Here is a 19,721-nt window from a genome sequence, read left to right on the forward strand (position 1 = left end):
GAGGAACAGCTGCTTGGTCGCTCTGATCTTGAAGTCCTCGCCCCTCAACTCACCGCACCAACAACCCCCAGGCGTGTCACTCAGCGCCCACCGGAGCGATGAAGAGCCGCGATACGAGACCGTGAGCCCCGTCGCCGCGAAGCTGCTTGACTAGGTCTTTGGCCTAGCAAACTGAGCGTCGATCGACGGTGCCGTGTGCTTGGGCCAACTGATCTGAGGCGGATCGTTACTCTTGGAGTGATGCCGAGAACTTCCGCTGTCGGCCATCACGCACTCTCAAGCAATGCGTTAAACAGTTTGATCGGTGTGCGGTCGAGGACGTACGTGTCAGAAACCGTGATGTGTGACAGACCGCGCCCCCGCAGTTCAGTCACGGCTCGTCTCATGTTCGGATTCCAATGTGCGTCTTCATGTCGCCAAAGCGGATGGCCGATGACGACAGCGGCACCTTGGCCCTCTGGTGAAACGAGTGCTGGTAGCCCGTTGACCACATGTTGTTCGATTCGGAGGTGCGAGCCGTAACCGTGAGCGAAGCTCTGCATCAACGCAGCGGTTCGATCTGCCCAGTGGGACGGGTCGAGGCTTCTTCCGAGAACAAGGTCAACGACGTCCAGCCCGAGGCGCCAGTCCAGCGCCCAGTGATTGAAGCGATTCTCGTAGTTACGGAGGCAGCCCGGGCATGAGGAGGTGCAGGCTGTTCCGTGCGGGTCTTCACGGAGTCGTTGACCTGTATCTTCTCGGATTGAGGTGAGGAGCTTCCCAAACGTGGCCGGCTCGCCGAGTTCCAACGCATACCCAGCGCCGTTGTCGAGGGCATCGGCAAGGAACACCCGCGCTGAGACGGTGGTGCTGTTAAGTGCGGGCTGAAGTCCGACTTCAAGTTCCGACTGCTCAATGTCCAAGTACTCCTTAGCAGCGTTGCGGAGCAACTCAGCAAAGGAGAGTAATGCTCCTTTGCCCGCCGGACACGCCCAGGGCAGGGTGGCGACTGCCCCTTCTGGCAATGCCAGATCATCGAGGCCGAGCAGTAGCACATCGGTTCGACGGACTTCGCCGATCGCTGCTGAATCGAGGGCTTGCCCGCCAGTCCGCATGAACTCGGGAAGAGGGCGCCGATAGAGATCGCGATTCTGAGCAATCACCGACCCGTCCGACTGCCGGCTCAGATCGAATAGCTTGCGGTTGTTGTCGTTCACTGCTACGACCTCCGCTTGCTCGAGTAGTCGAAGTGAAATCCCGTGGAGCCTCGTTTCCTGCCCGAGCTCAGTGTTGGCGGAAAGCTCGGAGTAGCCGGCGTACATCGGCGTGATGTGCGAGTCGTCGTAGTCCGGCTGGCTATAGATCGTCCGGTAGCCTTCAGGCTGATAGAGCGAGAACGCCCTCATTTGTTCGCCGCAGACCGAACACCTGAGTGACTCGTCCGTAGGCCGAGTATCGAGGCTGCCACACTGTACCTGTACGCAACGGTGAATCGGGAAGGGTGCCCCGAGAGGATCTTTGGCTCGTGTACTTTTCCCGATGACGTTGTAGGCCGCAAAGCCCACCGCTAGGTGCTCTGCGCCATCCTTCACAACGACGGCTCCAGGAGCAAATGCCGTGATGGACATTCGAAGATCACGATCGGCGACTGTATGCCTGTCTACGTCGCCAGCACCACGGAGCTGTTTTGAATAGAGCGGTCGTACCCGCGTCGGGAAACCGAACATTGGGAGCACCCCGGCGTTTGCAAGCAACTCGCTGAGTTCGGCGTGCTGGAAGTACGGATTCCCGACGGCTTCGTCGATGTCGTTGGCGAGACCGTTTCGCGCCCAGTCATCGAGCTCGTCTGCATCGAGAGCCGTGTAGGCACTGAACCGTGCGCAGACGACGGGGACGTCATTGGATGCCTCGAGCCATGCGACGACCTCGGCTCTCCGTTGCGGCCAGTCTTGGGTTAAGCCGAACGTCCCGTGGATGCTGTCACTAGTGCGCCTCGGCGGATTCTGGGCTGTGAGGAATGCCCTGCGGAGCAGTTCGGCTGCGATCACTCGGCGGACAATCCGAGGCCGCGACAAGTCGATGAACGGCGGCGGAGGGTCGGCGGCGGTCATCTTCTCCGGGGCCTGGAAGTAGTAATCATCGTGGGCTCGGTCCCGCGAGACGGTGACCGCGAACGAGAACGGTTGACCTGAACGTCCGGCTCGACCGACCCGCTGTTGATAGTTGAACCGTTGAGGCGGCATGTTCGCCATCGCTACGGCTCTGAGCGATCCGATATCGACACCGACCTCCATTGTGGTTGTCACCGAAAGCAAATCCAGGGGGTCCGCCAGAGCGCTCTCGGCGGGTGCAGGAAGTGTCGCGCCCTTGAATAGGCGTTGCCGGGTCCGTTGGTCGTTGAGTCTGGTCTGACCGGTAAGCTCAGCGACCCTCATACGTCGAAGCGGTTGCGAGGCGAGCCATCCGTAGTAGTCGAACTCTTCGGACCATTCCGCCTCGTGGAGCACACCATTCGGGCATTCCTCATTGGTGCAGATGCCGGCCGAGGGATGCAGGTGCGTGGTTCCGCAGTTCTCGCAAACCCAGACCGTGTCGCCAGGCGTCCTGAGTTCCAGAGCGTCTTGACCAGTCTGGGTCTTTAGCGCCCAGGTCTCGTCGACGATGCCACTCCTGCGCAGAAACTCGCCGAGGTTCGCCGCCAGGGTCTGCCAGTCAATCTGATGTTTCGCGGCGACGCGCTTCAGGTAGGTGACGACAACCTTCGGCGTCGAATTTGATCGGGCTGAATATCCGCCCTCGAACCGCTTTGCAATCCCGAGGAGACGAATGACACTGGCCAGGACATCGCCTGCGGTCTCCGCCGAGATTCCCCAGCTATTGGGGGCGGGCGGCCGCGCTCGAACTACACCCAGTCGAGTGGATTCGAGGTCTCGTGAAGCTCGATCGAAAACTGCTTCGGCAACAGCCTTAGCGGTGAGTCGATAGCGATCTTGGCGGATCGGACGTGCCACGGCATCAGCCAGTGGCTCCCAGGCATGACGGACTGGAGGTTCGTAAGCACGGTACCAAGGGGCATCGCCCTCGCTTTCTGCAACGGATGGCCCTGGTCCAGCTGGGTTCACGCCGACTTCGAGCATCACCCGCTCGGCGGCGTGGATGAGTGTTGCCCACGGCAGGGATTCGGCCTCTCGCTCCGCAGCAGCGATCATCTCTTCGTCTGCTGAATCGGCTGCACCGAGACTTTCGAGCCGGATTTTGTCGAAGAGTTCCCGACGGCTGGCGCGCAGTTGCTCGCCCCGTCGGAGATCATCACCAGCGAGTTCACCGATGAGGAGCGCTCGGAGCAGCGGCACTGGGTTCTCGCGTCCGTGCAGAAGCTGCCGAACGACTTGCCGCACTTGGTCACGGAAGTTGTTGAGCGCAATCCCGGCTGCGATGCGTGCAGAGTCGTCCCTGCTGTCGGTGAAGACGATCGTCCTCGATTCCGCCGCGTCAGAGCCCAGGCTACGGAAAAGTTGGGACACCGCCATTTGGTTGAGCTGCGCGCGACCTGAAGTGTGTGCCCGGATTGGCGACCGGACGTTTCCGGCGAAGTACACAGCTGCGTCGTGGTTGTCCTGACTCCCACCGCAGCGAGGGCAGGCTTCCGGAAGCGCGGGCAGGGCCAGCCCACTGTCATCGCCCGCATTGTGGCTAAGAACCACCGCTGGGATGCCGTCAGGAAAACTGCCAAGGGTGAGCGAACCGAGTTTCGGATTCCAGGTTGCCGCACCGAAGTTGGTCTCGATCGTGGCCTGATTCTCGTCTATGTCGGCAGGGAGCTTGTGCCGGTTTGGGGCGTCGGGAACGGGCGAGCCGAGCCACAGCCATCGGTACTCGTCATCGTTCCTCCGGTAAACGAAGTCGCCGGAGTTCTCACCGGGCGTAACCGGAGTGGTGGACAGCACCACAGCGCCGCGACCGGGCCGCTCGACGACGTAACCGCCGAGGCTTACGTCGCCACACTCGAAGCAGTACAGGAGTTCAAGTACGCGTGCGCCACACTCAGCGCACGTGGACCGTGGCGTGTCATACATCCGACCGACTCGCCGTGGCTCTGAGCCGGTGCCACCAGGGCAACCGGGATCAGAGCAGGCCCAGAGCCCACGCATCCCTCGCATCATCACATGACCGCGGAACGGGATTGCGGGCTTGGCGACGTCGCCGAGACCGGCGAGCATCGCCCCCAGCGCCGTCGGTGCAAGTGGGTCGTCCGCGAAGAGGCGGGTCGCCACTGTGTCGATACGCGTTGCCTTCGGACGGCTATCGTCTTGGTTCATGCACGCTGCCGCAATGGTGTCCGCCCATCGATCCCTCGTCGCGACATCTCCAAGCTCGTTCGGCGAGATGCTCAACACCTCCGCCGCGGTTGGCTTCTCGCCAGAAACGAGTGATCGTGGCTGTCCCGGTTCGATTACGAAGGACGTACGGTCGACGCCGAAAAAGCGTTCTAGATACTCCAGACCCGAGTCGTCTCCGGGGAGTGAGGCGCTCGTCGCGATGATTCTGAATTGATCGGACGACGGCTCGAGTCCAAGCCGCGATGCGAGGTTTCGCACAACCATGCCGACTTCGGCACCGGTGCTGCCGCGGTACAGGTGCAGTTCATCGACGACCAGGGTGAAAACATGATCGGACGATTGCTGAAGCCAGCGTCGCGTCGACTCGAAGATTGGCTCCTCGACGTCGCGCATCAGCATCACGTTGAGCATCGAGTAGTTCGTTACTAAAACGTCGGGCGGAGTGGCGATCATGTCCCAGCGGGTGATGAGCTCGCCGGCGTAGGGGTCCTGGAACTGAGCAATGAGATCCGGGTCGTTGAACTCAGCAAGCTTGGCGTTCAAACGCGATAGATCACGCATGTCCCGGGCCGCATCTGCGGTCGCCGGCCCGGAAGCCTTTCCAGTCGGGATTCCACCTGAACCCGGCGTCGCACCAGTGTAGCGACCGAACCATAGATCAATCGGTGATTCCTGATTCCGGAGACCTCGCACAGCTCGTCGAAGCCGCGCAACTTGGTCTTCGACCAATGCGTTAGTCGGATAGAGGATCACCGATCGGACCGCCGCCGGGCTTGCGTCGACGGCTCGTGTCGGTCGCCAGTTATCAGCCTGCCGGCTCAGATCCCACCACTCGTGAATCGACGTGAGAGGTGTCCCCGTCCGCTTCTCGGCCACGATCCGGGTAAGGAGCGGAATCAGGAAGGACTCGGTCTTTCCAGAACCAGTGCCCGATGTTACAACGGGATTGTGAGAGATGCTCTTCGCGAAATGCGTCGCGAGCGCGGCCGCCTGATGCTTGCGCAGCATCACATCCGGGAGCTCGTCAGGGGTCACACCAAAGACTGCCCGGAGTACATCGCCGAGATCACGGGCGTCGACTCTCGCCTGCCTCGCGGCCTCGTCGACAGGTGCAACCCCATCGTAGGGAAGCACAGGCTCAAGCATGAGCGGTGCGAACAGGTTCCCTTGGCCTTCGAGTAGAAGACGCCGTCGCTCGTTGCTGAGCAGCTGGTCTCGTAAGGCATAGGCGGTATCGATATAGCGGAGGAACGCGTCTTGGAGCTCGTCGGCGATCTTCACTGGAGTTGGAAATGGCATGGTTCTCACCGACTTACTCGGTCGTAGATGATGTCCGCGATCTCTCGCGGCACTGATGGGTACTGAAGCATCCGGTGATTGACGATCTCTCGCGGCGCCCTGGCTGAGCAAAGAGCGAGCGCGCGCCCGTACAGCGCTGGCAGATCCGCGCCCAACGGCGTAACTACCGATCGACTGCGCGAATGGTAGCCAACCAAGGGATCACATGCCCACAGGTTTGCGATGTGTTTCACGATCTGCGCGTTGCCGAGTCCAATGGTTCCGTTCGCGATGTCGTCCGCTGTGCGGATCGCGTAAGTCGAGCCGAAATCTTTGAGTCGGTAGGCGCCGACTTTGACGAGTGACTCTGCCTGACGCCACGAGGCGGCAGACGTGTCCCAGAACTCCGCCGACCTGTGTGTCGGCACGATGACACGCTTGAGTGATTTCGCCACATCGCTAAGTGCAGGGAGCGCCTCAGCGATGTCCTTCGCTGGCGAAGCATCAAGCACGGTAAACCCCGCTTCCATCAAGGTCGAGACCGGTAACGTGCCGCAGACCTCGACGCGGGAGAGTTCAGCGTCAACTGTCGCAGCGACTTCGGCGTAGCCATCGAGCAACCCCTTGAGCCGATCCAGCAGTGCACCGGAACGAGATCCGATGAGAACCCACCGATCGTCATCGGTCGGCACAAGAGTTGCCGTGTTTACAGCCCACTCCGTCACCTGGTGATAGGCGTCTCTAGCAACGTCGACATGCCCGACGACCTCAAGCCGCCGGAGGAAGGAGTCGGCGAACAGGCCGGAGCCTTCAATCTGAGCGGCGATCCGCTCGAATGTCCCGAGCGATCCGGTCCCGACATGATTCACCGCATCAAACGCGACCTCAAAGTCTGGCTCAGCCGACTCGGTCACCGGCGGGATCTTCGGAAGAACGACGGCTTTGGCTGCGGCATCCTTCTTCTTCGCAGCCCAGGGAGTGCCGGCGAAACGTCGCACGAGACCGCAGCCTGTGCATTCGCCTTCAATGCTCCGCGTAGGTGTTTGGCCCGCGAGCACGGGGGGAAGGAGGAACCTGTGCTTCCCGGTGACTAGACACGAGTCGCTCGCCGTCGGGGTACCCACTCGCGTCTTCGCCGGCACCGCGGTGGACGGGCCTCGCTTCCTGGGCATGAACTCCGGCATGGGGGTTACAGCTTCGCCAACGAGCGAGTTGAGGCCAACGGTCCTCGCACCATTCACATGACTCGGCCACTTTGGAGGACCAGCGGTCAATGGCCAGCAAGGCGAGGAGTTAGGTGAGTAGACCAGGCGGATATCCACCTCCTCGACCCTGAACTGCGGGGTGCGCGAGGAACGCAGCCTGAGGAGCGCCGTCGATGACGGCTTCGACGCCTCGTCAACGGACATCGCAATGACATACTCACCGTCAGATAGACCACGACCTACGAGCGGAAGGACTGCAAGCTCGCCAGTCTGAACAGACTCAGCTACGACCATGGCTGGGTCGATTCGGGTGCCGCGGTATACGCGGATGTGGATCGAAGACCCCCCAGCGGCGACAGCGACAACTTCGGGAGGTTCCAATGTGGACCACTTGCGAAGCAGGCCGGGAAGCACGAAGCCTCCTCGCAGCGTCAGGCTCGTCCGCGCGCGCGGGGCGAGCGGTAGGAGATCGAGATGCACCTGCCCTGTAGGAGCGGAGACAATCTGGACATGCTGGTAGACCAGCCATCCTTCTGGGTTGCCGGGTAGGTCAGCGAGCTCTTGCCAGCCCGGCCGGGCGTGAGAGTTGAGATGTGCCTCGACGCGCTGGCGTGCATCGGACCTTGCTAAGACAACACTGTCCTCACCGAGCGATATGCGTTCGGCCTCGACAAACGCCCCTTGGAGGTCGTCCCACCGGAGCGGTGTTACGCGCTTCGGTCGGCGACCAAACGGTCGGCGGTCGTCCTCTCCGAACTCTCCCGCAAGCTGTTCGCCAATGAGAGAAGTCGCACTGACTCCCTCTACACCTGAGAGCCGCGTGGAACCACCCGGCCCGGAGATGGTCGGAACAATCGACTCCCCGTGCGCGAGCTGGAACCGAGCGCGGTCTGGCTCTTCTGACCGGTAAGGCAGCATCAAATTGAACTCAATCGACTTACGCGGGAAGGTCCGCAGGAAGGCCAGTAGACGCGTTGCGACAACGGGTCTTGCAGATGCGACCGCCTCGATCCCTGACCCGTCCCACGTTTCGAGTTCGAGACACGCGGCATCGACGATTCGCTGCCTGGCAGCCGGGACACGCCAGAGACTCGCGAGGTGCGAACTCAGAGGCAGGCTCGGATTTGCTGTTGCATAAGGTTCCATCGCGAGGCTCATGTCGTCTGGCGCGATACGCACACCGGGGGGCAGACCCTCGATCGCGAAGAGTTCGTGGAGACCGGCGCGATCATGCTGCCGGACAACCGCTTGCGACATCGGTAGCCCGATGAACGCATGTCCTCCGACCGCGTAGGCAGTCGGGATTCCTCGCTCGCCCTCCCATGCCTCCAGCCACGAGTTCAATGATCCCCACAGCAGATTGGCAATGCGACGGTAGTCGTTCTCGACTCTCTGGTGCTCGCTCGTGGGGACATGAAGCATCCGATGCAGCCTTGAGTAGTAGTTGTGGGCGGCAAGGTCCCCATCCGCTTGCATCTGCTCTGCGGCGATCGACAATACTACTAAGAGGGGGAGTGCCGGAGGTGTTTCGAGTGGCTGGCGTTGATGGTGTCGCGCAACCTCGGCCTGCCAATGAAACGGGGCAACCCCAGGCAAATTCAGTTGGAGCGATGACGTGGCGACGGACGCTAGCCCGGCAAGCGTCTGGTCCTCAACCTCCGCAGCTTCAAGCACAGCACGGATGGTCTCGGCGTCCGCCAACGCGTAGACGGGCCGGCCGGCTTTCGATGGATCGAACATGACGTCAGCGATCGCCTCGCTCACGCGTTCGTACTCGGAACCCACGGCAGTCTCCCTTGCACCACTCTGTTGGTCCCAAACCTAGCGAAGAACTCCGACATCGTGGGCGTCAACGGTCTCCGAATTTGTCGTGGCAGATTATGCGGCAGAGTGCCGACTGCTCTCCATACCTACTGAGGGCTGGTCAAGACCACAGAGGAGCGGCTCAGCGATCGCACGTACTACCTCGGCGTTGACAGCGTTGCCGAGCGCCTTATATGCGCGCAGATCGCCATCGGGAAGGGAGATCGGGCCCAGGCTCTGGAGCGCGGCGCACTCTGCCGGTGTCATATAGCGACGAATGCCGACAATATCTTTACCGAGGATCGGGACCTGGGTGTGCGTCATGGCGATGAGACTTGGAGCAGTGGAAGTCCGCTTTGCCCGGATACCCGAAGCTCGCACTTGCAGAACGTAGCTGTCAATCCGTCGTCGGCCGCCCTGCACGTTCCACTCGAACTTCTGAAGGCTCGACGAAAGATTCCACGGCTTCCACTCGTCGAGCCACGGATCGATCCATTTTATATTAGCCGAGTAGAACTGTCGGTTTTGGCGGATGAAGGCTTGTTTCCATGAGGGGAACTTGAGATCTGTCGTTCGACGCGCATGGCTCGGAAGGAGAACAGACTGATCGGCCTGCGTCAGCCCTTTCAGTTCGAACCCGAAACTGCCTAGGGCGTGATCCAAATCGCGCGGCCCTAGCTCCTTCCAGATCGCCGGGGGCGTGGCGTCCTCGTAGGGATACGTTGCCCGAAACTCCATTGACCATATAGGGAAAGACGGCAATTTCAACGACTTCGGAGCGCGCTTTAGAAAGTCGTCCCACATGTCAATGGCCTGCAATGTCTGAATCGGGATTTCTCGGACTGGCTTCGCCCGCCTATCCAAAACGCTGCCGATATCCGTCTTCTGCCGGGAGGGGGTCGGCCACTTATACCCACCGAGTCCATCGAGCGAACCTACGAAATACGCTCGTTCCCGAATCTGGGGCACGCCGAATTCGTGCGGCGAGTATTTGTGCACATCGACTGCGTAGCCGAGGTCTTCGAGTTCCTTACGAATAATGCCAAGAGTATCGCCGTTTTGGTGACGCAGTATGTTCGGCACGTTCTCAAGGATGAAGCGACGGGGTCGCTTCTCCTTCAGAATCGCAAGCACTTTGAAGAACAGCTTACCCTGAAGCGTGTGGCCGAATCCAAGTTGCTCACCGGCCTTCGAAAATGGCTGACAGGGAAAGCCCGCCGTAAGAACGTCATGCTCGGGAACCTCTTGAGCAATCGCTGCTTCGTCCTCCAAATCGTCGACGTCGCCCCAAGGCTGGATATCAAAATTGACCTTGTATAAAGCGTTCAGCGTTGCATCCCACTCGGCCGCGAACACGCCGACGCCGCCAAGCTGTCGCAACGCGACGTGGAAGCCCCCGAGCCCGGCGAACAGGTCGATGAACCGGAAGGCTGCCGCCTCGTCGGCCATGCGTGACTCCTCCCGTCAGAGGCCGCAACGATACTGCCATCTACCGACAGTTGATCGGATGCTCGCCGGCGGCTCCCGAGTAAACCGGAGAGCCATGACCAACGCAGCTCTTCGTCACCACTGACCTCTCGGCCGCGAACTGCTGCAGCACTGTCAGTCAGCGACACCATCGCTCTCACGGTTGTTTCCCGGGCACGGTGTTGGGAATCGCCCCCCTTAGATGCCGGGGAAGGCCACTTCGATTGCCTCTTTTAGGAGGGCTGCGCGTTCCCTGTCAAGCTGAATCGTCTGGCTTACCTTCGGCTTCGACATGCGAGCATCCGACCCGTACGTCGATATCTGGAGCCAGCGGATGCCACCGGCCTGGAGGACGCTCCACTGGGCGTCTGTCTCGGTCGGGTGTGGAGAGCTGTCCGAACTCGTTTGGGTGAAGGTGCGGATGCGGGCCATGTCTGAAAACTACTGGATGAGTTCGCTACGCGTACCTCGGAACAAGGGCGGCATCCTAAATCGATGCCGTTTGGGCCATTGCCCCGTGTCGTGGCAGCTGTCCAGAGACGACGTGGCACCAACCACAAGCTGCGGACCTTTTCGGGATCGCAACGGGTGGGGCGGCCGCCTTGGCGGAGCCCGTCGGGCCGTGCTCAGTTCGTTCTGACTGAGCCTCACTATATAGATCGATCACGGCAATGCCGGAGAACCCTGCGTGGCCGATTGCAGCCCCGCATCAAAATGGATAGCGTCCGCACCAAGTCCGCTTCGGCCCGACAGGCGCGTCTGCGACAAGCCTCCACCCGCTGCGGGAAGTCCGTCATGTCTTCCTGGGGTTTTCGTCGTGCCGCTCTTCCGCGGGTCCGTTCAGCATCTTCGATCCAAGATCGACAACGGTTCCCTGGTGCCCACCTTGTCCGAGCAGTATCGCCACCAGTTGGGTCGTTCGGTCCCCGACAGCGAGGCGCGGTCCTGGGCGCGCAGCCTCGACGTGCTGTCGGCTGACCTGCTCGAGGCCGGGCTCGGCTCGGTCGAAGCGCTGGTGGAGTATCAACTGCCGCTGACCAGCAAGCGGGCCGACGTCGTGCTCTGCGGGACGCACCCGTCGACGGGGCGGGATCAGTACGTGGTGGTCGAGCTCAAACAGTGGAGCCGTGTGCAGATGCTCGACGGCACGGACAACGTCTGCCTCTTGGAAGGCCTCGGCGAGCAGCTCCATCCGCTGGAGCAGGTCCGCACCTACTGCACCCACCTCACCGACTTCATCGGCACGTTGAGCGATGAGCCTGACGCCGTGTCAGGAGTCGCCTACCTCCACAACGCCACTGATCTCGATGTCGATGCGCTCTTCGAGTATCCGCAGGACGAGCTCGGCCGGCTGTTCACAGGACAGCGCCGCGGCGACTTTCACACGTTCCTCCAAAGCAGGCTCGACGGCAGCGCGGGTGTCGACGCGGCCGACCGCCTGCTGTCCTCGGCAGTGCGGCCGAGCAAGCAACTGCTCACCCTCGCAGCCGATGAGGTCCAGCAGAGGGAACAGTTCGTGCTCCTGGACGAGCAGCGAGTCGCGTACGAGCTGGTGATGCGCGCGGTCGACTCGTCCTACCGCGCCAACACCAAGGAAGTGATCATCGTGACCGGCGGGCCGGGCTCGGGCAAGAGCGTCATCGCGCTCTCCCTGCTCGGCGAGCTGTCCCGGCGCGGTCGGACCGTGCTGCACGCGACCGGTTCCAGTGCCTTCACCCAGACACTCCGCAAGGTGGCCGGCAACCGCGCGCCGCGGGTGAAGCAGATGTTCAAGTACTTCAACCAGTTCGTCGACGCCGAGCAGAACGGTCTGGACGTGTTGATCTGCGACGAGGCGCACCGCCTTCGCGAGACCTCGGCCAATCGGTACACCGCGGCGCATCTGCGGACCGGCAAGGCCCAGGTCGCCGAGCTGATCGACGCCGCCCGGGTGCCGGTCTTCCTCCTGGACGAGCATCAGGTCGTCCGTCCTGGCGAGCTCGGGACGGTCGCGGACATCAAGGCTGCCGCGACACAGGTCGGTCTCACGACTCGTGTCGTCGAGCTCGACGGGCAGTTCCGCTGCGGCGGTAGCCGGGCGTACGAGACCTGGGTGCTCCGACTGCTCGGACTTGCGCCAGGAGGGCCGGCACGTTGGGACGGCGACGAATCGTTCATCCTGCGTACCGCTGTTGGTCCGTCGGAACTGGAGAGTCTCCTGCGTAACCGCCTGGAGGCCGGATACGGCGCCCGCCTGGCAGCCGGTTTCTGCTGGCCCTGGAGCGACCCGATTCCTGGTGGTCTCAAGCTGGACGTGGAGATCGGCGACTGGCACAAGCCCTGGAACAACAAGAAGCAGACGTCGCACGCCGGTGCGCCCGGAACTCCCTTCTGGGCCAGCGATCCGGCTGGCTTCGAGCAGGTCGGCTGCGTCTACACCGCGCAGGGCTTCGAGTACGACTACGCCGGTGTGATCATGGGCCCGGATCTCGTCTGGCGGACCGATCGATGGGTTGCCCGGCCGGAGCACAGCCACGACACCGCCGCCAAGCGCGGCACACCCGAGCAGTTCGACAGGGCCGTTCGTAACACGTACAAGGTCCTGCTCACCCGCGGGATGATCGGCACAGCCGTCTACTCCACTGATCCGGAGACCCAGCACCTCCTCGACGAACTCATCCCGCAGCGTTAGGGCAGACTGAACGGATGGCTGATCTGATCGAGCTTCGCGACGGGATGCGTAGCTTCACCGAGGAGCGTGACTGGTCTCGGTTTCATGATCCGAAGTCGCTGATCCTGGCACTGGTCGGCGAAGTCGGCGAGCTCAGCGAGCTGTTCCAATGGCTGCCTGCCGAGACGGCGCAGGAGCTGGCCAACCGCGAGCCACTGCGGCCCCGCGCTGAGGAAGAGATCTCCGACATCTTGCTCTACCTCATCAGGCTGGCCGACGTCCTGGACATCGACCTCGGCGACGCCGCAGAACGCAAACTTGCGGCCTCATCACAGAAGCACACTCCTGGATCGCAGCCGCACAAGGTCATCCCGGGCTGAAGCGCCATGCCGAGTATCTCAACCGGCGCGGGAATCTCACGCTCTCTACTACTACGGCTACAACATCCCTGCATCGATCAAGGACTTCAGCGTAAAGTCGAGCACTACTGCGAGTCCGACATCGTTCTGACCCGACACCCCAGAGTGTGAAAGGCTTCGAACTCTCCCGGCTCGAGCTGGGGGATGATCTTGTCGGCCTTGTGCCGGAGCGACGGCACGACCGCGTCGCTGCCCAACCAGAATTCACCGAGCTCTGATCGGTGGACCGGGTAGCCGCTCGGTCAACCGTCGGCAGGTTCGAAGGACGCACCCGAGGGCAGCGGCCGCCCCCACAGCGCCTGGTGATACCTGTGCAAGGTAGCGCTTCCCCAGTCCGGGTCCTTGCCCGGTCAGGTATCCGTTCGGAAGTCGTACGTCGTGTCGATCATCGGCATCATTACCCTCCTCAGACTCAGACTTCGGTACAACTCTGTCAGCGGTCGACCGTTACGACTTGTAGCTCCCCGATCCGCAACTGCCGGGTTCGGGTCCCGTGCAACGTCTCGTCACCGACCAACGGCTCACCCTCGCCGTTGTCGATCACATAGTGCACCGTCCACTGCGTCGTCATCGACACCCTGTAGGTTCCGGTCTTCTGATATTTGTAACCACACGTCGGCGACGCAGCACCTGCCTCGACCTGCGGCGTCCACTCGGTCCCGTTGTTCGCACAGGTGAACGTGTTGCCGTCGCCAGGATTGATCGTGACCTTGCCCGGCTTCATCGACAACGACACCGTCATCCCGGCCAGCTTCTGCTTGGCCACCTTCGCCGACAGATCTCCACCCTCGGCCCAGAACCACAACGGATAACCCACCACCGAGTCCAATGGCTGACCGGTCACCTCGCTGCGCAGATGATGAACCGAGTAGTCCGGCCCTACGCGCGGAGTTGCCGGCTTCGTTGACAACGTCGCCTTGGCCTTCAGCCACACGTCTTCCTTCGTGATCTTGGGTGGGGGAGCCGGTGCAGCGCCACCGACCGGAGCCGGAGCCTGCGGCGCTGGGGCTGCCGGCGCCGGCTTGTCCGGCATGTCCATCAGCTGCGCTTCATACGTGGGATTGCACGAGTGCATCAAGTGCGCCAGCGTCTCGCCATCGACACAGTTGGCCTGCGCCGCTTCCGAGGCCTCCTGCTTCGCCCGTTCCGCCTGATTGTGTTTCAGAGCCTGAGCGACGAGATCCTCGTAGGTCGGACCTGTACGGACGCGCGGCTGACCGGTGGAGCTGGAACTCGATTGGGAAGATCCAGAGTCGCCGCTCTTCACTCGGTCGGTGCCCTGTGCAGTTTGCGTCGCTTCGACCTCGGCCTCGACCTTCTTCCTGGCGACACCTTCGACATCGTTGTCCTCGAACGAAAGAGAGTTCCCCCGCTCCTCGTCGTCATAAGTGTCCGCGAGCGCAGCGGAAGAAAGGCCGAGCTGAATCGACAGCGCCAGTGCGGCGGCACCAACCAGCGACCTCAGAGCGCGCTTCCTCAGAACTCGCACGCCTTGTCCTCGTCCGCCTGATTTGCCCGATAGACCCGCCAGGCGTCCGGTTCGCTCGCTCGCCGCTCCACGGACTCACCATCCTTCGTACGCATGTTGACGTCCAGCAGCTCCCACGAAAGCGGGCGACTCTGCGTCCCATTGGTGACGCTCGCCTTCCGTCCGTCGATGCAGGCGCGAAATGTCAATTCCGTGCGCTTCGAGCCGTTCGAAGAGGTCTCAGGGCCAACAGTGACTCTGACATTCGCCGACTTGATGTAAGACCCCTCCTTCCTGGCGGCCGCAAACGACTTCTGCAGCGCGTCACGCTCGGGGCCGTACGGATCCGTCATCGCGAGAAGCGACTTCGATGGGCCTGACTCGGGCTTCTTACCCTCCACGAGATGGAGCTTGTAGTAGGTCTTGAACTGCTCCTGCGCAGCATGGAGCATCATCTCGTTCTGGCTCACCGTAGGGCTCGGTGACGACGACGCCGAGGACGACGCCGCAGACGATCCGGGCGCGGACGGCGACTGCTTCGGCGTACCGCCGCCACCGTCACATCCGGCAGCGACCGTGAGGGTGAGCATCGCAACGACGGCACCACACAACAGACTCCGCCTCGGCATCAATCGTCTCCTCAGTCGTCGGCTCCGCCGCCCGCAGTCTACGAATACAGAGCCCAGCCACGTCAACGAGCTGTGGATAACCGCCCGACGACGTGCAACAGGCAGAAGTGCATGCGCTCTCCGCACGTAGGGTCGAGTTCGTGATGCCTGTTCAGATCTGCGGCGTTCCCTTGGGGATCGGTGAGCACGGCGCCGCGCAACCGCGGGCTCGAGGTCTCTGCTCATGAGCACGGCCGTCGACGTGTTGTTCGGGGTCCTCTACGGCGACTGCCTGGGCGCACCGTACGAGTTCCACAACGGTCCCGTCACCTCGCCCATCGCTGTCGGCCCGTCGGTGTTCGGGCACCCGGCCGGTCGTGGCACGGACGATACCGAGACGACCGTCGCGGTCGCCGAGGGCCTCATCGACGCCAGCCAGGACGGCCGCAGCACCACCACGGCGATCGCCGAACGGCTGCTGGCCTGGCACCGGACCAGTCCTCCCGACGTCGGCGGCACCACCGCGTCCGGCTTGGACGCGTTCGACCACTCGGGCGATCCCCGATCCGGAGCCGCCACGGAGCACAGTGTTGCCAACGGGTCGCTGATGCGTTCGGCGCCGTTTGCCGTGATGAACGGCGACGGCTCCGAGCTCGCCGTCGATTCCTCCCGCACCACCCACGCCCATCCGCAGGTGCTCGGTTGTGTTCGTGCCTACGTACGCATGCTGCAGATGATCATGAACGGTGCAGAACCAACAGCCATCCAGGTCGGTGATCTGGCCGAAGACGATCTTGATCTTCATCCCGAGCTGGAGCCTGCCGAAATCCCCTGCCCAGGGATCGGCTTCGCACCGTACGCTCTTGATCTTGCGGTCTGGTCGGCCACTGCTGCGACCGACTTCAGTAGCGGTATCGAAACGATCATCCGGCGCGGAGGAGACACCGACACCAACGGAGCGATCTGTGGCGCCGTCCTGGCTGCCCGCTTCGGCTTTCCGTCGGAATTGGTCTCGCCACTGGACGCTGAGCGGGTCGACGAGCTGACCCACCTCGGGCGACGTCTCGCAGTCCTCAATGCAGACCAGCTCCGACCCTGAGCCGACGCCGATCGCCGCGGCGACAACTCCCGTTCCTGGACGAGAGTTATCCACAGCTGCCTCCGCGCAACGCCGGATGACGATCCGAACCCCTTACGATCGAGCACGTAGCCGAGCAGAGGAGACGGAGATGAGTGACAGGACCGGCGAGTCGAACGGCAATCGGCCGCCCACCTCTGCCGCCGATCTGCTGACCCGACTGCTGGACCTCCTCGCGTCCGCAACGACCATGCAGGACCTTGATCATCGGGCCGTGGGGCAGGCCTTTGGGCTCAGCTCGGATGGTGGTCGCCGGCTTAACTACTTTGCCCAGCTGACCGATGTGTGGTTTTACAACGTTTTGGCGGACCCGGACTTCGCGCTCGGTCCGGTGTTGGAGGTGGAGTTCTTCGACGGCGAGGGCTCCGAGGCTGCCATGACCGACATCTGCGCAGTCGATCTTGATCAGTTCCGCTCACGGTTGACGACAGCCGGATACGCCTACAGGAAGGACTACGGCGAACACGGTGAAGTGATCGGCCACGAGTTCACCCGTGGACCTCTCGTCGTCAGCGTCGTCGCCCGCGGTGAGGCAGGCAGTCCTCCGGAGAAGGTCACGCACGACTGCGTACAGTCGGTCACCGTCCAGTGACATGATCACCAGAGCGCGGCTCTCCGATCGGGCGAGAGCAGTGATCGACGATTTCGCCAATCATCCCGGCGTGACGCCCGATCACGTCGGTTGTCTTCGCGCCGCCATCTATTCCTCACCCGCGCTGGCTCAGAACTTCGACAACGCCGTCAGGGGCGGCACTCTCGACCGCCTGAGGCCATTGCCTGAGTCGTCCTCGGCCGGGGGCACCTACGAAGCGACCCATCGTTCGATCAGCTTTCCCTTGAGCAAGCTCAACCGCGCGAACGTCGACGAGGCAACGTTCGTCCTCGGCCATGAGGTGCAACATGCGCTGAACCGCCGGGAGACGAGCCGAGCGGATCAGGCATTCTTCGACGACCTCGATCGATCGGCGCGCCATGATCAGGACTACACCCGTCCCATCGCACGGGTGGTCCGCGCTCATCGGCGTGACGAGGCGTCAGCGAACATCGCGGGCTGGAACGCGCTGGCCGATCGGCTGCGCCAACGTCACTCCGACCTGACACTGGAGATGATCAGGAACGCAGCACGGTGGAGATCCCTCGACTTCGTCGAACGCGATCGGACCACTCGGGAGCTGCGCCCTCGCGGGTCCTTGGTGATACTCGCAGATGGCCGGATCGACCCGACACCAACAAACGTCGAGGCGATGGCACGGGCCTATGTAGACCGATTGCCCGAGGCCACCAAACTCGGACACAACGGCAACTCCGACTACGCCAACCACTACGGAGCGTGGGCGATCAGTGTCGCCGCGCAGAAGCACACCACGCACCACCCCAGCAAGCCGTCACTTTCGATGCGTGTCGATCTTGAACAACTCCACCTGGATCGCAGCCTGCTCGAGCAAAATGGCGTCGATCTCGGGCAGCGGCGTCAACCGATCCCACTCGTCGACGCCACCGGGCACCCACCGACCGATCATCTCCTGCACCACACCGCCGCCAGCCACCGCTTCGTGCCGATCGCCGATCGTCCCGATCTGAACGGCACGTCGCCGGTCCCTGCGCGGCTGGCCCGACTGGGCTTTGCGTCCCGCCCTCAGCTCCGAACCGTCACCCAGATTGCAGCGACGGCGACTCGATCGCAGTGGCCGACCTCATTGCGGACGCAACGCGTCCGTTCGGACTTCGGCGCGAGGGACGGGCCGTGACGGCAGCACGACAGCCGCCGACGTCCTCTTTGGCGGCCGTCGGCCGGCTTGTTCCCTGGACGCCACAACAGTGACTGGTCGGACGAGACTTCAGCCGGGGCCGGCTTCGAGCCGTCCGGACACGCTCTAGCCTTGAGGATTCGACGACGATCAGGCCCAGTGTCAGGAGCACCGCATGGCAGATGTCTCGACGCCAGCCCAGACAAGCGCGCCAGCAGACGAGTCGAGCGAACCGGCCGGTCCGCCATGGTCGACGCTGCCGACCCACCGCCATTGGCTTCAGGCAGAGCGTGATCGGCTCCTCCGGTTCCATGAGCACCACGCTTTCGACGCCGCAGTCGGGTTCGCGCCCCTCGATGTCGCCGGCTCCCCGATCCGACGAGCGCCCCGTGATCTCTATCTGAACGCCCGGCTCGTTCACTGCTTCGCCATCGAGCACCTTCTCGGCCGGCCCGGAGCAGCCGCCATCGCTCAGCACGGGTTGCGGGCATTGCAGACCGTTTTCCACGACACCGAACACGGTGGCTGGTTCGCGGCAGTGAATCCCGACGGCACTCCTGCCGACACCTCCAAGTCGGCGTACGGGCATGCTTTCGTCGTCCTGGCTGCGGCATCAGCGACACAAGCCGGCCTGGTTGGTGGACGGGTACTTCTCGATGAGGCCCTGGCAACGATCGATGATCATCTGTGGCGCGAAGACGAAGGTGCCGTGATCGACTCCTGTCACCGCGACTGGACGATCGCCGAGCCCGAATACCGCGGCCAGAACGCCAACATGCATCTCACCGAGGCCTACATGGCCGCCGCCGAAGCAACCGACGACCACCAGCTCCGACGACGCGCAGAGGGCATCGCAACGAAGTTGATCAACCACCACGCACGAGAATGGCAATGGCGCGTTCCCGAGCATTTCGACCAAGACTGGAACGTGGTGCCGTCCTTCAACATCGACCGACCCCATGATCAGTTCCGCCCCTACGGAGCTCTCGTCGGACACTGGTTCGAGTGGGCCCGGCTCGTCCTCGCCCTGCATCAGTTGCCGAACTCCCGAGTGCCCTGGGCTCAAGAAGCAGCGATCGGGCTCTTCCAACGCGGCGTCACCGACGGCTGGGACCCGACCAACGGCGGCATCGTCTACAGCACCGACTTCACCGGCCGAGTCATCAACGCCGATCGCATGCACTGGGCGATCGCCGAAGGAGTGGGCGCCGCCGTGTTCCTGGCAGCGGCCACCGACGACCCGCAGTACGAGCACTGGTACCGAACCTTCTGGGATGAGATCGAGCACCACCTCATCGACCGCCGGCTTGGGTCCTGGCTGCACCAAACCGGCCCCGACGGTTCGTTCAAGGGCGATACCTGGCCCGGCAAACCAGATCTCTATCACGCCTGGCAAGCCACCCTCTACGCCTGCGCCAACCCATCCGTCGGACTCGCCGAGGCGGCAAGGACCGGACGGATGCACTGACCCGGATGCGAGGTACGAGTGCACGCGACACCGCTGCCGCCTCGACCTCTGTCGCCTCGATCTGGACCGTGTCGGTGCCGAGCAATCACAGCCGCGAGTAGGTCAAACGAAGCACTACCGAAGCTGAAGAGACTCCCGGTCCGAGCACCG

At 62.7% G+C, this 19,721-nt stretch carries 11 protein-coding genes and 1 pseudogene; 6 read left to right on the forward strand and 6 right to left on the reverse strand.

The features are described 5' to 3' along the window. Window positions 1–266: 266 nt before the first annotated feature. The 3 genes from BLU38_RS12765 to BLU38_RS12775 all read right to left on the reverse strand — a co-directional run bounded on the left by BLU38_RS12765 (window position 267) and on the right by BLU38_RS12775 (window position 10,054). On the reverse strand, window positions 267–5,600 hold the full coding sequence (locus BLU38_RS12765) for a DEAD/DEAH box helicase (RefSeq protein ID WP_172836130.1): 5,334 nt from the start codon (window positions 5,598–5,600) through the stop codon (window positions 267–269). A 23-nt stretch (window positions 5,601–5,623) separates the two neighbouring features. Beyond that, window positions 5,624–8,587, reverse strand: a complete 2,964-nt coding sequence (locus BLU38_RS12770) for a hypothetical protein (protein ID WP_091525316.1) — start codon at window positions 8,585–8,587, stop codon at window positions 5,624–5,626. Between the two features lie 93 nt (window positions 8,588–8,680). Continuing rightward, complete coding sequence (locus BLU38_RS12775; RefSeq protein WP_091525318.1) at window positions 8,681–10,054, reverse strand: DNA cytosine methyltransferase; 1,374 nt, start codon at window positions 10,052–10,054, stop codon at window positions 8,681–8,683. 895 nt (window positions 10,055–10,949) lie between these two features. On the opposite strand from BLU38_RS12775, the gene BLU38_RS12785 reads away from it, so the two are divergent. Both BLU38_RS12785 and BLU38_RS12790 read left to right on the forward strand, forming a co-directional pair. Further along, the gene (locus tag BLU38_RS12785) at window positions 10,950–12,743 is read left to right on the forward strand and encodes a DUF2075 domain-containing protein (RefSeq protein WP_231920317.1); all 1,794 of its coding nucleotides are present in this window, start codon (window positions 10,950–10,952) and stop codon (window positions 12,741–12,743) included. A 14-nt stretch (window positions 12,744–12,757) separates the two neighbouring features. Further along, on the forward strand, window positions 12,758–13,102 hold the full coding sequence (locus BLU38_RS12790; protein WP_172836131.1) for a nucleotide pyrophosphohydrolase: 345 nt from the start codon (window positions 12,758–12,760) through the stop codon (window positions 13,100–13,102). A 281-nt stretch (window positions 13,103–13,383) separates the two neighbouring features. Here BLU38_RS12790 and BLU38_RS32365 read toward each other — a convergent pair. The 3 genes and pseudogenes from BLU38_RS32365 to BLU38_RS12800 all read right to left on the reverse strand — a co-directional run. After that, window positions 13,384–13,476, reverse strand: a pseudogene (locus BLU38_RS32365) (hypothetical protein); the annotation flags it as partial. 98 nt (window positions 13,477–13,574) lie between these two features. After that, window positions 13,575–14,630, reverse strand: a complete 1,056-nt coding sequence (locus tag BLU38_RS12795) for a hypothetical protein (RefSeq protein WP_091525324.1) — start codon at window positions 14,628–14,630, stop codon at window positions 13,575–13,577. Next, complete coding sequence (locus BLU38_RS12800) at window positions 14,618–15,079, reverse strand: hypothetical protein (protein ID WP_091525326.1); 462 nt, start codon at window positions 15,077–15,079, stop codon at window positions 14,618–14,620. The genes BLU38_RS12795 and BLU38_RS12800 overlap by 13 nt, the downstream gene beginning before the upstream one ends. Window positions 15,080–15,461: 382 nt before the next feature. On the opposite strand from BLU38_RS12800, the gene BLU38_RS12805 reads away from it, so the two are divergent. The 4 genes from BLU38_RS12805 to BLU38_RS12820 all read left to right on the forward strand — a co-directional run bounded on the left by BLU38_RS12805 (window position 15,462) and on the right by BLU38_RS12820 (window position 19,571). Continuing rightward, window positions 15,462–16,316 (forward strand): ADP-ribosylglycohydrolase family protein, encoded by an 855-nt coding sequence (locus tag BLU38_RS12805; RefSeq protein WP_091525328.1) that lies wholly within the window; start codon window positions 15,462–15,464, stop codon window positions 16,314–16,316. A gap of 130 nt (window positions 16,317–16,446) precedes the next feature. Then, complete coding sequence (locus BLU38_RS12810) at window positions 16,447–16,947, forward strand: hypothetical protein (protein ID WP_091525329.1); 501 nt, start codon at window positions 16,447–16,449, stop codon at window positions 16,945–16,947. Between the two features lies 1 nt (window position 16,948). Beyond that, on the forward strand, window positions 16,949–18,103 hold the full coding sequence (locus tag BLU38_RS12815) for a hypothetical protein (protein ID WP_091525331.1): 1,155 nt from the start codon (window positions 16,949–16,951) through the stop codon (window positions 18,101–18,103). A gap of 175 nt (window positions 18,104–18,278) precedes the next feature. Beyond that, window positions 18,279–19,571, forward strand: coding sequence for an AGE family epimerase/isomerase (locus tag BLU38_RS12820; protein ID WP_091525333.1), 1,293 nt, complete (start codon window positions 18,279–18,281; stop codon window positions 19,569–19,571). Window positions 19,572–19,721: the final 150 nt, after the last annotated feature.

The sequence above is a fragment of the Microlunatus soli genome (assembly GCF_900105385.1).
GTDB lineage: Bacteria > Actinomycetota > Actinomycetes > Propionibacteriales > Propionibacteriaceae > Microlunatus > Microlunatus soli.

Bases quoted from the DNA above. Each gene is read 5' to 3' on its own strand.
- BLU38_RS12775 (WP_091525318.1), bottom strand. From the start codon at position 10,054: ATGGCCGACGAGGCGGCAGCCTTCCGGTTCATCGACCTGTTCGCCGGG.
- BLU38_RS12790 (WP_172836131.1), top strand. From the start codon at position 12,758: ATGGCTGATCTGATCGAGCTTCGCGACGGGATGCGTAGCTTCACCGAG.
- BLU38_RS12805 (WP_091525328.1), top strand. From the start codon at position 15,462: ATGAGCACGGCCGTCGACGTGTTGTTCGGGGTCCTCTACGGCGACTGC.
- BLU38_RS12810 (WP_091525329.1), top strand. From the start codon at position 16,447: ATGAGTGACAGGACCGGCGAGTCGAACGGCAATCGGCCGCCCACCTCT.
- BLU38_RS12815 (WP_091525331.1), top strand. From the start codon at position 16,949: ATGATCACCAGAGCGCGGCTCTCCGATCGGGCGAGAGCAGTGATCGAC.
- BLU38_RS12820 (WP_091525333.1), top strand. From the start codon at position 18,279: ATGGCAGATGTCTCGACGCCAGCCCAGACAAGCGCGCCAGCAGACGAG.